General features: G+C 66.2%; 11 protein-coding genes. 8 read left to right on the top strand and 3 right to left on the bottom strand.

From position 1 onward, the window contains the following. Nucleotides 1-80 precede the first annotated feature (80 nt). The 8 genes from M2336_RS05585 (at nt 81) to M2336_RS05550 (ending at nt 10,637) form a co-directional block, all read left to right on the top strand. Nucleotides 81-1,313: a glucose-1-phosphate adenylyltransferase family protein gene (locus M2336_RS05585; protein WP_264574271.1), complete on the top strand. Its 1,233-nt coding sequence runs from the start codon at nt 81-83 to the stop codon at nt 1,311-1,313. Next, nucleotides 1,310-3,460 carry a glycogen debranching protein GlgX gene (gene glgX, locus M2336_RS05580; protein ID WP_264574270.1) on the top strand — a complete coding sequence of 717 codons (2,151 nt, stop codon included), beginning with the start codon at nt 1,310-1,312 and terminating at the stop codon, nt 3,458-3,460. Before M2336_RS05585 ends, glgX begins: the two co-directional genes overlap by 4 nt. Beyond that, the gene (treZ, locus tag M2336_RS05575; RefSeq protein WP_264574269.1) at nt 3,433-5,187 is read left to right on the top strand and encodes a malto-oligosyltrehalose trehalohydrolase; all 1,755 of its coding nucleotides are present in this window, start codon (nt 3,433-3,435) and stop codon (nt 5,185-5,187) included. Before glgX ends, treZ begins: the two co-directional genes overlap by 28 nt. Nucleotides 5,188-5,189: 2 nt before the next feature. Beyond that, on the top strand, nt 5,190-7,469 hold the full coding sequence (gene treY / locus M2336_RS05570) for a malto-oligosyltrehalose synthase (RefSeq protein WP_264574268.1): 2,280 nt from the start codon (nt 5,190-5,192) through the stop codon (nt 7,467-7,469). Then, entirely contained in the window at nt 7,426-7,740 is a 315-nt protein-coding gene (locus M2336_RS05565) for a DUF2934 domain-containing protein (RefSeq protein WP_264574267.1), read from the top strand. The genes treY and M2336_RS05565 overlap by 44 nt, the downstream gene beginning before the upstream one ends. An 11-nt stretch (nt 7,741-7,751) precedes the next feature. After that, entirely contained in the window at nt 7,752-9,722 is a 1,971-nt protein-coding gene (malQ, locus tag M2336_RS05560; RefSeq protein ID WP_264574266.1) for a 4-alpha-glucanotransferase, read from the top strand. A 65-nt stretch (nt 9,723-9,787) separates the two neighbouring features. Further along, nucleotides 9,788-10,051 (top strand): DksA/TraR family C4-type zinc finger protein, encoded by a 264-nt coding sequence (locus M2336_RS05555; RefSeq protein WP_264592640.1) that lies wholly within the window; start codon nt 9,788-9,790, stop codon nt 10,049-10,051. A 16-nt stretch (nt 10,052-10,067) separates the two neighbouring features. After that, nucleotides 10,068-10,637, top strand: coding sequence for an alpha-ketoglutarate-dependent dioxygenase AlkB (locus tag M2336_RS05550; RefSeq protein ID WP_181561528.1), 570 nt, complete (start codon nt 10,068-10,070; stop codon nt 10,635-10,637). Nucleotides 10,638-10,662: 25 nt separating this feature from the next. On the opposite strand, the gene M2336_RS05545 is transcribed toward M2336_RS05550, so the two are convergent. From M2336_RS05545 to M2336_RS05535, 3 genes are read right to left on the bottom strand one after another with little or no spacing between them, the layout of a single operon-like run. Further along, on the bottom strand, nt 10,663-12,036 hold the full coding sequence (locus M2336_RS05545) for an efflux transporter outer membrane subunit (protein ID WP_264574265.1): 1,374 nt from the start codon (nt 12,034-12,036) through the stop codon (nt 10,663-10,665). After that, on the bottom strand, nt 12,036-13,196 hold the full coding sequence (locus M2336_RS05540) for an HlyD family secretion protein (RefSeq protein ID WP_264592639.1): 1,161 nt from the start codon (nt 13,194-13,196) through the stop codon (nt 12,036-12,038). The genes M2336_RS05545 and M2336_RS05540 overlap by 1 nt, the downstream gene beginning before the upstream one ends. After that, nucleotides 13,193-14,866: an MFS transporter gene (locus tag M2336_RS05535; protein WP_264592638.1), complete on the bottom strand. Its 1,674-nt coding sequence runs from the start codon at nt 14,864-14,866 to the stop codon at nt 13,193-13,195. Before M2336_RS05535 ends, M2336_RS05540 begins: the two co-directional genes overlap by 4 nt. Nucleotides 14,867-15,056: the final 190 nt, after the last annotated feature.

The raw sequence follows: 15,056 nt of genomic DNA, 5'->3' as shown, positions 1-15,056 counted from the left end.
CTTAACATATGTAAAGACAGGGAACAGTGCGCGTTGCCGTTGGTTAATCAGGCGAAGATTTCCTTTGACCTGAGGTAGATATGAGCCAATCGAATGCCCGGCATGCGACTTCTGAGGCGCTGGCTCTTGTCCTGGCAGGCGGTCGGGGCAGTCGCCTTCATGATCTGACCAGCGCGCTCGCCAAACCTGCTCTTCCGGTTGGCGATGTGGGCAGGCTCATCGATTTCACGCTGGCGAACGTCGCCAATTCCGGCATCCCCCGCGCACTGGTGCTCACCCAATATGAGCCCGACGCGCTGCATCGCCATTTGAACCAGACGTGGCAGCGCTTTGGCGGCATCGAGCTAGACGTGCTCGACGGCAATGAATGCGGCCCCTTCAACGGAACCGCGGACGCAGTCTTCAAGATCAGCGACCAGATCGACCAGGAAGCGCCGGACCATGTCGTGGTTCTCGCGGGCGATCACCTTTACCAGATGGACTACCGGCCGTTCATCGAACGCCACATGCTGAGCAATGCGAAAGTGACGGTCGGCGCGGTGCACGTCCCGCTAGCCGACGCCGACCAATTCGGTGTCATGACGGCTGGCGCGGATGGCCTGATCACCGATTTCGCGGAGAAGCCGGCCTCGCCTGCGGAAGCGCCCGACCGTCCCGGTCATGCCTTTGCATCGATGGGCATTTATGTCTTCACCTGGCAGCTGCTGCGGCAGGTGCTGGCCGAACTGGCTCCGCTCCATGAGGATCTGGATTTCGGCAAGCATGTCCTGCCCCGGCTGGTGGCCGAGCGAGGCGCCTATGTCTACGCGCTGCCCGGGCGTGGGCAGGCCGCGCCGCTGTGGCGCGATCTCGGCACGGTGGATGCCTATCATGGCATTCATGCCGATATCGCCAGCGGCCGGGTCGCGCTCGATCCCTCATGGCCGGTCGCCGGGCGGCGCGCCATTGGCCTGCCGGTGCGGTCTGCGCCGGTTTCCGACCGTCCGGCCTGGCCGGGCCATATGATCGGCCAAGATGCCAGCGTCGGCGAGCGAGCCCAGCTTCGCAACGTCGTGGTGATGCCCGGCGCGCGCGTCGGCTCGGATGTGCGCATCGACAATGCGATCGTGACCGGCGATGCCGTCATTCCCGATGGATTCCACCTTTCCGAAGCGCTCAGGCAATGCGGCGAGGACTGCCTTGTCTCGGAAGGCGGCATTCGCCTCCTGTCCGCGCAGGCGATGAGCCGGCTCGCCGGCGCGAAACGATCCGCCAAGCCCCATTATGCCTCGGCAGATGAGAGCCCCCGGAGAATGCTGGCGCCCGGACTTTGACCCAGGTAGACGATATCGGCCTGGAGCCAGACGCGACGCCTCTGGCCTTCGCAAAGCCGGACAGGCTGCACCATGAGCTCGGCGCCGAATATACCGGCGAGGGCGTTCATTTTGCGGTCTTTTCCGAGAATGCCGAGGCCATCGAACTCTCGCTCTTCTCGGACGATGGGGAAGAAGAGGTTCAGCGGCTCGAATTGCCCCGACGCGAAGGCTCGATCCACTCGGGCTTTCTCCCCGGCCTCAAGCCCGGTCAACTCTATGGCTATCGCGCGCACGGCGCCTATGAGCCCGAGCAGGGCCATCGTTTCAACCCCAACAAGCTGCTGCTCGACCCCTATGCGCGGGAAGTATCCGGCACGCTCAAATGGGACGATGCGCTGTGGGGCTATGATCTCCTGAGTGGCGACGATCTGACGTTCGACACGCGGGATTCGGCCCCGTTCATGGTCAAGAGCGTGGTGCAGAACCCCGATTTCGATTGGGAGGGAGACGCGGCGCTGCGTCTCCCATGGACCGAGACGATCATCTACGAAGCCCATGTGCGTGGCCTCACCATGACGCACCCCGACGTGCCGGAGGAACTACGCGGCACCTATGCCGGCATGGTGTGCGAGCCGATCCTCGACCATCTTCGCAAGCTTGGCGTCTCCGCCATCGAGCTGCTGCCCTGCCAGTTCTTCCTCGATGATCGAAGCCTGCTGGAACGCGGCCTTTCCAATTATTGGGGCTATCAGACGCTCGGCTATTTCGCCCCGGAAACCCGCTTCCTCCAGCAGGGCGAGGGCGTCCCCGGTGCCATTCGCCAGTTCAAGGAGATGGTGAAGCGCTTCCACCGGGTCGGCATCGAAGTGATCATGGATGTGGTCTACAACCACACCGCCGAAGGATCGGAACGCGGCCCGACGCTCTGCTTCCGCGGCCTCGACAATGCGGCTTATTATGTCCTGTCGCCGGACCATCCGCGATACTCGTTCGACCAGACCGGTACGGGGAACACGCTCTCTGTGGCGCACCCCATGGTGCTGCGGATGGTGCTCGATTCACTGCGCTACTGGGTGCAGGTCATGCATGTCGACGGGTTCCGCTTCGATCTCGCCTCGACATTGGGACGGCAGGCGGCCGGGTTCGATCGCGAGGGGACATTCTTCGGCGCGATCCGGCAGGACCCCATCCTCGCCGGTGTAAAGTTGATCGCCGAGCCCTGGGATGTCGGCGAGGGCGGCTATCAGGTTGGCGGCTTTCCCGCGCCGTTCCGCGAATGGAACGACAAGTTCCGCGATACCGTGCGCGGGTTCTGGCGGGGGGATGGCGGGCTGGTCGGCGATCTGGCCGGGAGCCTGCTGGGCTCCCCCGAGCAGTTCAACCATTCGGACCGGAGCCCCACCTCCTCGGTGAATTTCCTCGCCGCTCATGATGGCTTCACGCTGATGGACTGCGTGTCCTTCAACGACAAGCATAACGAGGCCAATGGCGAGAATGGCGCGGACGGCCATGATCATAATCTTTCCGCCAATATGGGTGCCGAAGGCGCGACGGACGACGCCGATATCTGCGCGGCACGCAGCCAGCGCCGCCGGAATATGATCGCGACGATGCTGCTGAGCCAGGGCGTGCCGATGGTCCTGAGCGGGGACGAAATCGGCAACAGCCAGCAGGGCAATAACAATGTCTATTGTCAGGACAATGAGACGGCCTGGATCGCCTGGCCCGAGCGCGACGATGCGTTTCTCGATTTCGTGCAGCGGATGGTCCGCTTCCGCCTCGATCATCCGGTCCTTGCACAGGAGACATTCCTGCTCGGCGATGCGGGGGACGATGGGCGGACGGAAGTGGCCTGGTATCAGCCGGACGGGCGCGAGATGGATGAGGCGGTGTGGGCAGAAACGGAGTTACGCGTCCTTGGTCTGTTCATCGACCACTCCGCGCGAGCGGCCTTCCTTGACGATGAGAATATCGGTGCGCTCTTCATCATCGTGAACGCAGGCGACGCGCTCGACTTCACCCTGCCCCACCCCAATGGCATCGCGCACTGGACGCGCATCCTGGATACCGCCAGCGCCGATCCCTTCAGGGAAGACCCGTGCGAGGGCGATGTCCTCGCCATCCCGGCCAACAGCGTATGCGTCTACGCGCCGACCGCACGATGACCGGCCACCATTTCCGCAAAGGCTGGGGCGCAGAGCCCGAGGAAGACGGGCAATGGCGCTTCTCGCTCTGGTCGCCGGATCGCGAAGCAGTGGCAGTCGAGATCGACGGCGGATCGACGGCCTTGGCGCCGGGTGACGACGGCTGGTTCTCCGGCACCGCTGCGGCTCAACCGGGGGCCTCCTACGGCTTTCGCATCGGGGACAGGCTCTATCCCGACCCGGCAGCGCGGGCACAGATGGGCGATGTTCACGGCCCCTCGCGCCTGGTCGACCCTCGCGCCTTCCAATGGTCCGCCGACTGGGCGGGTCTCCCCTGGCATCAGGCGGTCATCTATGAGCTTCATGTCGGGACCTTCACGCCCGAGGGCACATTTGCCGCCGCGCAACGGGCATTGCCACGCCTGAAAAGCCTCGGCGTGACGGTCGTCGAGCTGATGCCGGTCGCCCAGTTCGAGGGCGCGCGCGGCTGGGGATATGATGGCGTGCTGCTCTATGCGCCCCATCCTTGCTATGGCGGTGCGGACGGCCTCAAGCAGTTCGTGGATGCGGCGCACAAGCTCGGCATCGCGGTGATGCTCGACGTGGTCTACAACCATTTCGGCCCCTCCGGGAATTATCTGCCCGCCTGGTGCCCGTCCTTCTTCCACGCCTCGGCCCGCACGCCCTGGGGGGATGGCATCGCCTTCGATGTGCCCGCCGTTCGCGCTTTCTTCCTGGACAACGCAGTTTTCTGGCTGGAGGAATATCAGCTGGACGGACTGCGCCTGGACGCCGTTCACGCCATTGCCGACCAGACGACCGAAGACTTCCTGAAAGATTTGGGCAAGGCGGTTCGCGCGCGCGACTGGGGACGCCCGGTCCACCTGGTGACCGAGGATGAGCGCAACCTCGTCGACTATCTCGAGCCAGATGCGCCCTTCAATGCCAGTTGGAACGATGACTGGCACCACGCGGTCCACTGCCTGCTGACCGGGGAAGACGAGAGCTATTACGCGCCCTTTGCCGTCGATCCGCTGGCGGACATCGAGATGGCGCTGCGCGATGGATATGTGGAGCAGGGGCAGAAACGGCCCCCGCATGAGCATTTGCGCGGCGAGCCATCCGCCCTGCTGCCCCGGACGGCCTTCGTCAATTTCTTGGGCAATCACGATCAGGTCGGTAATCGTGCGCAGGGCGAGCGGTTGCACCATCTGGTGGCGGACCGCGCCGCGCTGCGGGTGGTGACGGCACTGACCCTGCTGACGCCCTTTACGCCGATGCTGTTCATGGGCGATGAGTTTCTTACCGAAGCGCCATTCCTGTTCTTCACGGATTTCACGGGCGATCTGGCTGAAGCGGTGCGCACCGGCCGGGCACGCGAGTTCGAGAAGTTCACATCCTTCGCCGGCACCGTGCCGGACCCCAATGACCCGCAAACGGCCGCCCGCTCGATGATCGGCCACGCGGCCAACGATGCGCAGCGCGAGCATGAAGCCTTTGTGCGCGATCTTCTCGCGCTGCGGGCGTTCCATATCACGCCGCTCCTTGCACAGACGGAACGGCCCAAGGCAGTCGTCCTGCGCGAAGGCGCGGCGTTCGATGCGCGGTGGGAATTTACCACTGCGACCCTGCACGTCCGCTTGCTGCTTGGCGGCGAGGATGTTTCCACACCCACCGACCCCTTCTTCGTGGAGGCTGCGCAAGGAAGCGGCTTCGCTTTCGCCGCCGCCGTTCGAAAGGACCAATGACCATGCGCCATCCCAGCGCCCCCGGCCTCGTCGCGACGTACAGGATCCAGCTGCGGAACGGCGTCGATCTGGAGGCGGTGCGCGCGCGCATTCCCTGGCTGCAGGCGCTGGGCATCAGCCATATCTACCTCTCGCCGCTGTTCAGCGCCGCGACGGGCTCAACCCATGGCTATGACGTGACCGATCCCAATCGGGTCGATCCGGTGCTCGGCGGTGACGAGGCCTTTCGCGAGCTGAGCGACGCGGCGCGCGCCGCCGGGCTCGGCATCATATTGGACATCGTGCCCAATCATATGGCGTTCACGCCGGAAAATCCCTTCATCGCCGACATCATGCGGCATGGGCAGGAGAGCCGCTTTGCGCCCCTGTTCGATATCGACTGGGACCGTGGCCCGCTGCAGTTCCCGGTTCTGGACGGGACGCCGGCCGATCTTCTGGACGCGGAACAACTGGCCTTCTCGCTCATCGGCAATGATCCGACCCTGCGCGTCTACGACAAGCATTACCCCCTGCGCGCAACACCGCTGACCGAGCGGCTGGCGGGCGGGGAGACGTTGGACGAAGGCCTGCTGGCGCAGCTGCTCGATGAACAGCATTGGCAGATCGGCCATTGGCAGGAGGATGGCGGCGACATCGTCCACCGGCGCTTCTTCAACGTCACCGATCTGATCGGGGTGCGACAGGAAGACCCCGAGGTCTTCGAGTTCACCCATCGCTGGATTGTGGAGCAGGTTCGGGCCGGGCGCGTCCAGGGCGTCCGCGTCGACCATATCGATGGGCTGGCCCGCCCGCTCAGCTACCTCCGCCGGCTGCGCGAGGCGCTGGGCTTCATCCCCATCTGGGTGGAGAAGATCGTCAAGGAAGGCGAGCCGCTGGCGCCGGGCTGGCCGGTCGAGGGCATGAGCGGTTATGAGTTCATGGCGCCCGTGACCCAATTGCTGACCCCGTCGGAAGGTCTGGATGCCTTGGCGGCCGCAGCGCGCGCGCATGTGCCGACGGACTATGCCCTTGAGGTGCGCGGCGTCCGCCGGACGATGCTGTACACCGTCTTTACGCCCGAGTTGGATCGGGTGACCGATGCGGCCATCATGGCGCTGGCCGGATCGCCCGTCGCAGCGCCGGAGGTGCGCGCGGCCATCGTGCAGCTTGCGATGCACTGGCCGGTCTATCGCTCCTACGCCGGCGACGTGATGCCGCCGGGCGACCTTTGCGCGCAGGCTCTGGCCGGCGCGCGTGGCGATCCGCACCCAAGCGGGATGCTGGGGCCGGTGTTCAGCCTGCTATCCGCCCCCGACGATCCGCTGGCGCGCGCCTTTGCAGCCCGATTCGAGCAGCTGACCGGTGCGCTCACCGCCAAGTCCGAGGAGGATACCGTCTTCTATCGGTCCATCGCCTATCTGCCGTTTTGCGAGGTGGGCGCCGCCCCGGACCTCCAGCCGATGAACCTTGAGCGCTTTGCGGCGCGCATGAACGAGCGTGCGTCCGAGACCCCCTGCGCGCTCAATGCCCTGTCCACCCATGACACCAAGCGCTCGGCCGATGCCAGGGCCGCGATCATCGCCTTGGCCGCCTTTCCGGAGCTGGGCGCGCGCCTCTACGGGGAGGCACTCGCACGGGCACAGGATCGGGCATTACCGCCGCGCTGGGGCATCTATGCCATTCAATGCGCGCTGATGATGCTCGATCAGCCGGATGCCGCGCAACGCATTGGGGACCACATGGCCAAGGCCATGCGTGAGGCAAAGCTCGAATCCAGCTATGAGGCGCCGGCGCTTGAGATGGAAAACGGCGTGACCGAGCTTGCGCTGTCCCTGATGGCCTCGCTTGAAGACGGCGCGCTGTGGTCGGCCGACGAGCGACAGGCGTTCCTGCAGACATGGGAAGCGCTCATAATGGCGCAGACCGCCCTCCAGATCACCGCGCCCGGGGTGCCGGACATCTATCAGGGCACGGAAATCGTCGCGATCGCCCTGACCGACCCGGACAATCGCCGAGCCGTGGACTGGGACACGATCGCCTCCGGCCCAGCCGGGCGCGATGCCCGCAAGCTAAAGCTGACACAGGACCTGCTCGCGCGCCGCCGGGAGGATGCGGAACTGTTCGCCATGGGCAGCTATCGGCTGGAGCGAACGCCGGAAGGGCTGCGCGTCACCCGGACATGGCAAAACCGCGCGGTCACCATCGACATTCCCCTGCCAGACCTGATCGCCGGCCCCGATGCGGCGGCGCGAGGCCAGCATGATCGACCCCAAGAAACGCAAGGAACCCAGTATGGACGATGACCAGTATCAGACGATCAGCAAGCGGGCCTATGAGCTGTGGGAAGCCGAAGGCCGCCCCCATGGGCGTGACCGCGAGCATTGGGAGCAGGTAGAACAGGAAGTCCTGAGCCAGCAGCAACAGCAGGCTGCCTCCCCTGCCGATGATGCTGACCTATCCCTGCCGCAGGAGCAGAGCGAAACGATGGCTGCCGCCAGTTCCCCGGCTTCGACGGCGCTGCCGGCCAAAAAGGCATCGGCAGCTGGCCGCGCGAAGAAAGCCAAAACGCCCTGAGGCCGGGCGCTGTGCCTGACGATGACATTCTAGCCCTGGCGCACGCGGCAGGGCTCGCGATCCATTGGAAGGATGCCGACGGCCTCGCGCATAGCGTGTCGCAGGACACGCTTCGAGCGGTCCTGCAGGCACTGGGCTATGCCGCCGAGACGGATGCGCAGCGGGCGCAGGCTTGGGCCAAGCTGACTGAAGAGGCGGCGCGACCTCCGGACTTTCTGAGTGCGGATGCCGGCCAGCCCGTCCCTCTGCCGGATCGTCTGGCGGCTGAAGCCTTTGCAGAGGTCACCTCTGAGGATGGCAGCGCAGGGCGTGTCGCCATCCACGCCGGGCAACTGCCGGCCTTCACCGCAATCGGCTATCATCGGGTCGACATCGCAGGCCATGTCTTTACCTTGGCGGTGGCGCCGCCCCGGTGCTGCGAGCTGGCAGATCCCGCCATTTGGGGGCCAGCGATCCAGATCCCCTCGCTGCGCAGCGAGAGGATGTATGGCACCTTCGACGACCTGCGCGTGGCGGGCTTCGGCTTTGCAGAGGAAGGCGCCGATCTGCTGGCGATCAGCCCAGTCCATGCGCTGGTGCCGGGTTCCGCCCGCCATTTCAGCCCCTACGCGCCGTCCAGCCGCACCTATCTCAACACCCTGCTGGCCGATGCGCCTGTTTCGCCGCCCGATCATGCCAATGATGAACTGATCGACTGGACCGCAGCCAGGGATGCGGCGCTTCTCAAGCAGCGCGCCACCTTCGCGGCGCTCGACGAGGAGGCCCAGCGTGCAATCTGGAACGACGCGCAATCCGACCTCGCCCTGATCCGCCACGCGCTATTCGACGCGCTCACCATCGAGTTTCGCGGCCGCCCCTGGCAGCGCTGGCCGGCCGCGTTTCAAAGCCCGCAAAGCCCGGCCGTCGACCATTTCGCCCGGAGCCACTGGCAGGAGGTTGCGGTTCACATTCTGGCGCAGACCCGGACCGACCGGATGCTGGGCAAAGTGCAGGCCTCGGCGCGTGCCGCACGGATGCGCATTGGCCTGATCGCCGACCTCGCCGTCGGGGTCGATCCCGGCGGGAGCGACGTCTGGAGCGATCCGGATGGCTTTCTGCGCGGCCTGACCATCGGCGCCCCGCCCGATCCGCTCGGTCCCAACGGGCAGAATTGGGGCCTTACCACCTATTCGCCGCACGCCCTGCGCGCGCAGGGGTTCCGCCCGTGGATTCGAATGATCCGGACGGCGCTGCGCCATGCCGGCGGCCTCCGCATCGATCATGCGTTCGGACTGCGCCGCTTGTGGGTCATCCCCGAGGGCGCGCCCAGCACGGAGGGCGTCTATCTCGACTATCCGTTCGAGGATTTGCTGCGGATCCTGGCCATCGAAAGTCATCGCAGTCGGGCGCTCATCATTGCCGAAGATCTTGGGACGGCGCCCGAGAGCTTTATGGATGTCATGGCCGCGCGGGGCATATTGGGCATGAGCGTGCTGTGGTTCGAGCGGGACGCCCACGGCAAATTCGCCGCCGCCTCGGCCTATCGCCCGCACAGCGTCGCGATGACCGGCACCCACGACACGCCCACCGTCGCCGGCTGGTGGCGCGCGCGCGATCTGGAATGGCGGCAGAGCCTGCAGCCCGAGACGCCCGCAGACCATGACCGGCGCGCGGAGGAGCGTGAGCATCTGTGGAACCTGCTGGCCGGCGCACCCGAGGCGCTTGCCAGCGTCTCGACCGACAGCGTGGTCGACGCAGCCCTCGCCCACATCGCCCAGGCGCCGACTCCGGTGAAGATCATCTCGATCGAGGATCTGCTGGGCCTTGAGGAGCAGCCCAACCTCCCCGGCACGCTCGACGAGCACCCCAATTGGCGCCGCCGCCTGCCCGCCCCGGTCGACGCCCTGCTCCGACGACCGGAGGTCGCGCGCCGCACGAAGATGCTGCGCGATCTTTGCGGGCGCAAGGCGGACACGTCCGTCGATGCCCCCATGTCGACCTGATGAAATTCGGGGATAGCGACCCCATATAGGACTTATCGCAGACACAGATGCGGGAGCAGGCGAGCATGGCCAATGGCTGGGCGCCCGACGGCGCCGTTCAGGATCAAATCGACGACAGCGTGAAAGACGCTCTGGCAACCGCCGGGGCCCGGATGCCATCGGGCCCCGGCACCCTGGCGTGCGAGGAATGCGGCGAGGAAATCCCCGAGGCGCGCAGAAAGGCGCTGCCTGGCGCGCGGACCTGCGTCGCCTGCCAGTCGGCACGCGACAGGCGCCCGTCGTTTTCCGCCATCAACCGACGCGGCAGCAAGGACAGCCAGTTGCGGTGAGGCCGCCTGCATGACGATGCTCGACCTGTTCGATACGCCCCTTGTGCCCGGCCTGAACGCACGCGCCGACATCATCGATGGCCGGGAGGAAGCCGCGCTGATCGAGCGGATCGACGCACTGGGCCTGGCGCCTTTCCGGTTCCAGCAGTGGACCGGCAAGCGCCTCACCCACTCCTTTGGATGGCGCTACGATTTCGAGACCGGCAGCTTCGGGACGACCGACCCCATACCCGACTGGCTGCTCCCGCTCAGAGCCCGCGCCGCCCGCTTCGCGGGGCTCGCTGCTGACGATCTCGTCCAGTCGCTGCTGACCCGCTATGACGCGGGGGCCGGCATCGGCTGGCACAGGGATCGGCCGGTGTTCGAGCATGTCGTGGGCATCTCGCTCGGCAGCGATGCGGTGCTGCGGCTGCGCCGGCGCCATTCGGGCGGCTTCGAACGCGCGAAGCTCGAACTGGCCCCGCGGTCGGTCTACCATCTGTCCGGCGAGGTCCGCCACGACTGGGAACACAGCATCGCGCCGATGACCCAGCCGCGCTGGTCGATCACCTTCCGCAGCCTATCCGACAAAGGGCGTAGGGGCTGAGCCAGCCTCCCAAAGCTAATGCAGGTCAACGCGCGTCGCTCTCCCAGCCGCCGCCCAGCACCTGATACAGAGTGACCAGGGCGTTGAGCTGATCGGAGCGCAGTTGCACCAGCGCGAGGTCGGCGGAGAGCAGGGCGCGCTGTGCATCGAGTTCTTCAAGATAGCTGCTGTAGCCCGCACGATAGCGATTGGTCGCATGACGCAATGCGTCGGCAATGGCTGCCCTCTGCGCCTCGGCGCTCGCGCGCTGCTGGCGGAGGCTGGCGACATTGCCCAGCGCATTCTCCACCTCACCGAACGCGGTCAGGGCCGTCTTGCGATAGGTAAAGGCGGCCTGATCGCGGCGGGCGGCGGCCGTTTCCACGCCGGCGCGCAAGCGCCCGCCCTCGAACAAGGGCGCCAGCACACTGCCGCCGACGGACCAGATCGTTACCGGGTTCGCCAACGCGCTGCTGAAAATCGCGCCCGCCGCAGCAGACAGGCGAAGGCTCGGCAGGAACTGCTTGCGCGCGGCTGACAGGGTGGAATCCGATGCGGCCAGAGCGAACTCGGCCTGCGCGATGTCGGGACGGCGGCGCAACAGTTCGGACGGCAGCCCCTGATCGGGCACGGGCGGCGCGACGAGGGCGTCGAGCGATCCGCCGCGCTGGATCACGCCCGGCCCATCCCCGGTCAACAGGCGCAGGGCATTCTCCTGCCGCAGGATCGCCAGATCGACCTGCGGGAGGATGATGGCTGCGGCCTGATATTCCGCCTCGGCCTGGCGCAGCTCCAGCTGGGAGGTGTAGCCGGCCTCGGCGCGGGAGCGGGCAATACGGAGGCTTTCGGCCCGCGCCGTGATCGTCCGGCGGACCACGTCGCGACGCGCATCGAGGGCCAGCAGCGTGATGTAGCCCGATGCCGTGGCCGCACTGACCGAAAGCGCCGTCGCGTCGCGCGCGGCCTGACTGGCCAGCCAGGCCGATCTCGCTGCCGACGTCTGATCGTCGATCCTGCCGAACAGATCGAGTTCATAAGCCACCTGCAGCGCAGGCTGGGCGCTGGTGCCCTCGGTCGCCTGGCCAAACGGGTTGAGCGATCGGCCGTGGGAGCCGGCGGCGGTCGCATCCAGCGTGGGGAAAAGCTGGGCGCGCGCCAGCCGCTCCTGCGCCCGCGCTTCGCGGACCCGCGCGGCAGCGATAGCAATGTCGACATTGTTGGCGATCGCGGTCTCAACCAGCTGCGTCAGCGCGGGATCATTGAATGCCCGCCACCAGCCGGCATCGACCTCTCCGTCCCCCACCACGGCGTTTTGCCAGCCGGCAGGCGGCGTCACGGTGGCCGAGGAGGGCAGCGGCGTCGGTGGCGCCATGCAGCCGGACAGGCAGGCGACGCCCAGCAAGGCGATGGCCGGCCGCATCACCTGTGCCCTGCCGTATCGACCCTGGCCTGGACGGACATGCCCGGCCTCAGCCGCGCATAGAGGGGGTCTTTGGCATCCGGGGCAATCCGCACCGTGATGCGCTGCGGCACCTTCACGAAATTGCCGGTGGCATTGTCGGATCGGATCACCTGAAACTCGTTGCCGGCGGCGGGCGCCAGCCGCTCGACTCTGCCGTGGATCACGGCGCCATCGAGCGCATCGACCCGCAGCCGCACGCTCTGGCCCGGCGCCATATGGGCCGTCTGCGCTTCCTTGAAGTTCGCAGCCACCCAGACGAAGGGCGGCACGAGGAAGGTCAGCTGCGAGCCGGCCGTGACATATTGCCCCAGCCGCACGCCCACCTCGCCCAGCCGCCCATCCTGCGGGGCGCGAATGATCGTGTTGGCGAGATCGATCTGCGCGAGGCGCAGGGCCGCCTGCGCCGCATCGACATTGGCGCGCAGGCCACCGCGCCCCACCGTCACCGTGCGGACCTGCTCGCTCGCCACCTGCTGCTGCGCCTGCGCCTGCAGCACGGCCGCTTCCGCCTGACGCAGCGCCGCCAGAGTCTGGTCCCGCTCGCGCAGGGAGACCGACCCCTGGCTGACGAGATCGTTCACCCGGCGCATATCGGCCTGCGCGCGGGCCAGTTGCGCCCTGGCGTTGGCCACGCTGGCCGCTTGCCCAGCAAGCTGGGCCTGGCTGGACGCCTCGCTCTGGCTGCTATTGGCGAGATTGGCGCGCTGCGTGGCGAGTTGGGCCTGCGCCTGCGCCACTCTCTGGCGATAGATCCGGTCGTCGATCCGCGCGAGGACCTGCCCCTTGCGGACCTGCTCATAATCCTGAACCTGCACCTCCACCACATAGCCGTTCACCTGCGGCGCGATGACTGTCGTCTGGCCGCGCACATAGGCATTGTCCGTCGTCTGAACATCCGAGGAGAAAGGCGGCAGGCCCCAGGCGTAAAGTACGATGAGAATGCCGACGACGATGAACAGCACGGCCAGCAGCGTGACCCTGCGGCCGGCTTGCGGGGGCGCCCAGCCGCGCTTCGGCGCGCTGGCCACGGGGGTGGTGTCATTGGGCACTTCCACCGGATCTTCCAGACGGTCGGTCCGGTTGGATGGGCGCGGATGTTCGGCGGATGTGTCACTCATGATTGGGCCCTGGTCCTCATTGCCGCCAAGGCCGCAAGCTCTTCGGCCAGGGGGGTAATGCCTTTGCGACGATAATAAATCCACCGCGCGCCGAGATACACAAAGGCGAGCGTGGCCAGCGCACCGACCAGCATGAACACATCGTTGAACGCCAGAATATTGGCTTCCCGCGCGACCTGCTGGGAGAGGAGGATGCTGCCCTCCGCCTGACGCAAGGCCGGATCGCCCAGCGTCCGCGCATAGGCGCCGCCGAGCTGCTGGATGCGCTGCGCCACCTGCGGATCGGTGGCGACGAGCGACTGGACCAGCATCTCGGAATGGAAGCGCTCGCGAATGATCTGGAAGCTGCCCAGCAGGGCCGCCCCGCCGATGCCGCCCAATTGCTGCGAAATGCCGAACACGGCCGAAAAGCTGACGATATGGCTCGGCCCCTTGGCCAGTGCCTGCAGGATGCCGGCCATGAGCGTCGGCCCCATGAAGTAGATCGCAGCGAAGGAAATCATCGCCTGGGTCACATAAAGCTGCGCCGGGCGCGTGAGATTGCTGGACTGGGTGTCGAAGAACGCGGCGATGGCGATGAGCGCGCAGGAGATGATCACGGGTTTGAGCAGGTCGGTCGGCTTGAGCGTTTTGAGGCTCACCGCCAGCCCGAATATGGTCGCCAGCGTGACCACCGTGTAGAAACCGATCAGCTGGTCCTGCCCCATGCCGAGCACGGTCAGCAGACCGCTGGCGCCGACATTCTGCTCGCCGAGCAGCACGCGCATGCTGGCGGCGATGACGGCGAACCGGATGATCGCCGCGCTGCCCATCCAGCGCGTGTTGAGCAGTGGATTGGCGCGGTTGTGCTCGACGATCACCGCCGCGCCGATCAGCAGGATCGCGCCCGCCAGCGCATAGCCCAGCCACTGCGTCGACCACCAGACGATGCGGCCCTGCACAAGCACGGCGGAGAGCAGGGCTATGCCGGGGGCGAACAAAGCGAAGGTCAGGAAATCCAGCGGCTCGAAGGCGTCGATGCGCTCGCTTGGCGGCAGGCGCAGCAGCCATACCCCGGCGAGGCAGAGCAATGTGAGGCCGAACTCGAACAGGTACAGGTTCTGCACATCGCCATGGATGAGCAATGCCGGAGAGATCACCCGGGCGAGCGGGGTTGCGATCTGCGAGACGCCGACGCCCAGTACCAGCCCGCCCAGCCGCGCCTCTGCCTTCATCGATTGCATGATGTAGAACAGCGCCATCGTGGACAGGCCGCTGGCAACGATGCCGCTGCCCGCGCGCACGAAGAGTTCCAGACCATAGCTGTGCACGAACAGTTGCAGCGTGTTGAGCACGAGAAAGCCGATCAGCACGATCCGCACAAAGCGCTGGATGCCGAATTGCTGGCGGAACTTGATGAGCAGCAGGCTCATGCAGACATTGGTCATCGTATAGGCAGCAGTCAGCCAGCCGGCCTCCACGCTGGTCAGCCCGAGCGCACCCTGGATCTGGGGCAGGTTCGCCATCAGCAGGCCGTTGATGAAGCCACCCGTGAGGCCGAGCAGCACGCCGATCAGCAAATATCCCAAGCGGCGCCGGCCTGGATGGTAGGGCGTCGCCGGAGACCCCGGCATCATCGGCCGCTCGTGCGGCTCGAACTGATATTCCGACTCTTCAGACCGTCTGCTCAACCACGGGCCTTTCCATGCCAGCCTCTATCCTCGGACGGATATCTGAAGACTGCAATGCAAAGTGTTCAGCGCGCGGATCGTTCCAGGGATGGGCGGTCTGTCGGCCCGTCCAGCGCGCTGCGGGCCCCAGACCTGCGCGATTCATATGCAAATACTATGCGGATCGCCTTTCCTGTCTCTCGAATTCAAA

The sequence above is a fragment of the Sphingobium sp. B1D7B genome, from assembly GCF_025961965.1.
In the GTDB taxonomy this organism is placed as follows: domain Bacteria; phylum Pseudomonadota; class Alphaproteobacteria; order Sphingomonadales; family Sphingomonadaceae; genus Sphingobium.
Note: the sequence above shows the minus strand (reverse complement) of the source record. Positions and strands in the feature narration are given on the sequence as shown.

Coding starts and splice junctions, on each gene's coding strand:
- M2336_RS05585 (WP_264574271.1), top strand. CDS start 81: ATGAGCCAATCGAATGCCCGGCATGCGACTTCTGAGGCGCTGGCTCTT.
- treZ (WP_264574269.1), top strand. CDS start 3,433: ATGCGTCTACGCGCCGACCGCACGATGACCGGCCACCATTTCCGCAAA.
- treY (WP_264574268.1), top strand. CDS start 5,190: ATGCGCCATCCCAGCGCCCCCGGCCTCGTCGCGACGTACAGGATCCAG.
- M2336_RS05565 (WP_264574267.1), top strand. CDS start 7,426: ATGATCGACCCCAAGAAACGCAAGGAACCCAGTATGGACGATGACCAG.
- M2336_RS05555 (WP_264592640.1), top strand. CDS start 9,788: ATGGCCAATGGCTGGGCGCCCGACGGCGCCGTTCAGGATCAAATCGAC.
- M2336_RS05550 (WP_181561528.1), top strand. CDS start 10,068: ATGCTCGACCTGTTCGATACGCCCCTTGTGCCCGGCCTGAACGCACGC.
- M2336_RS05545 (WP_264574265.1), bottom strand. CDS start 12,036: ATGCGGCCGGCCATCGCCTTGCTGGGCGTCGCCTGCCTGTCCGGCTGC.
- M2336_RS05540 (WP_264592639.1), bottom strand. CDS start 13,196: ATGAGTGACACATCCGCCGAACATCCGCGCCCATCCAACCGGACCGAC.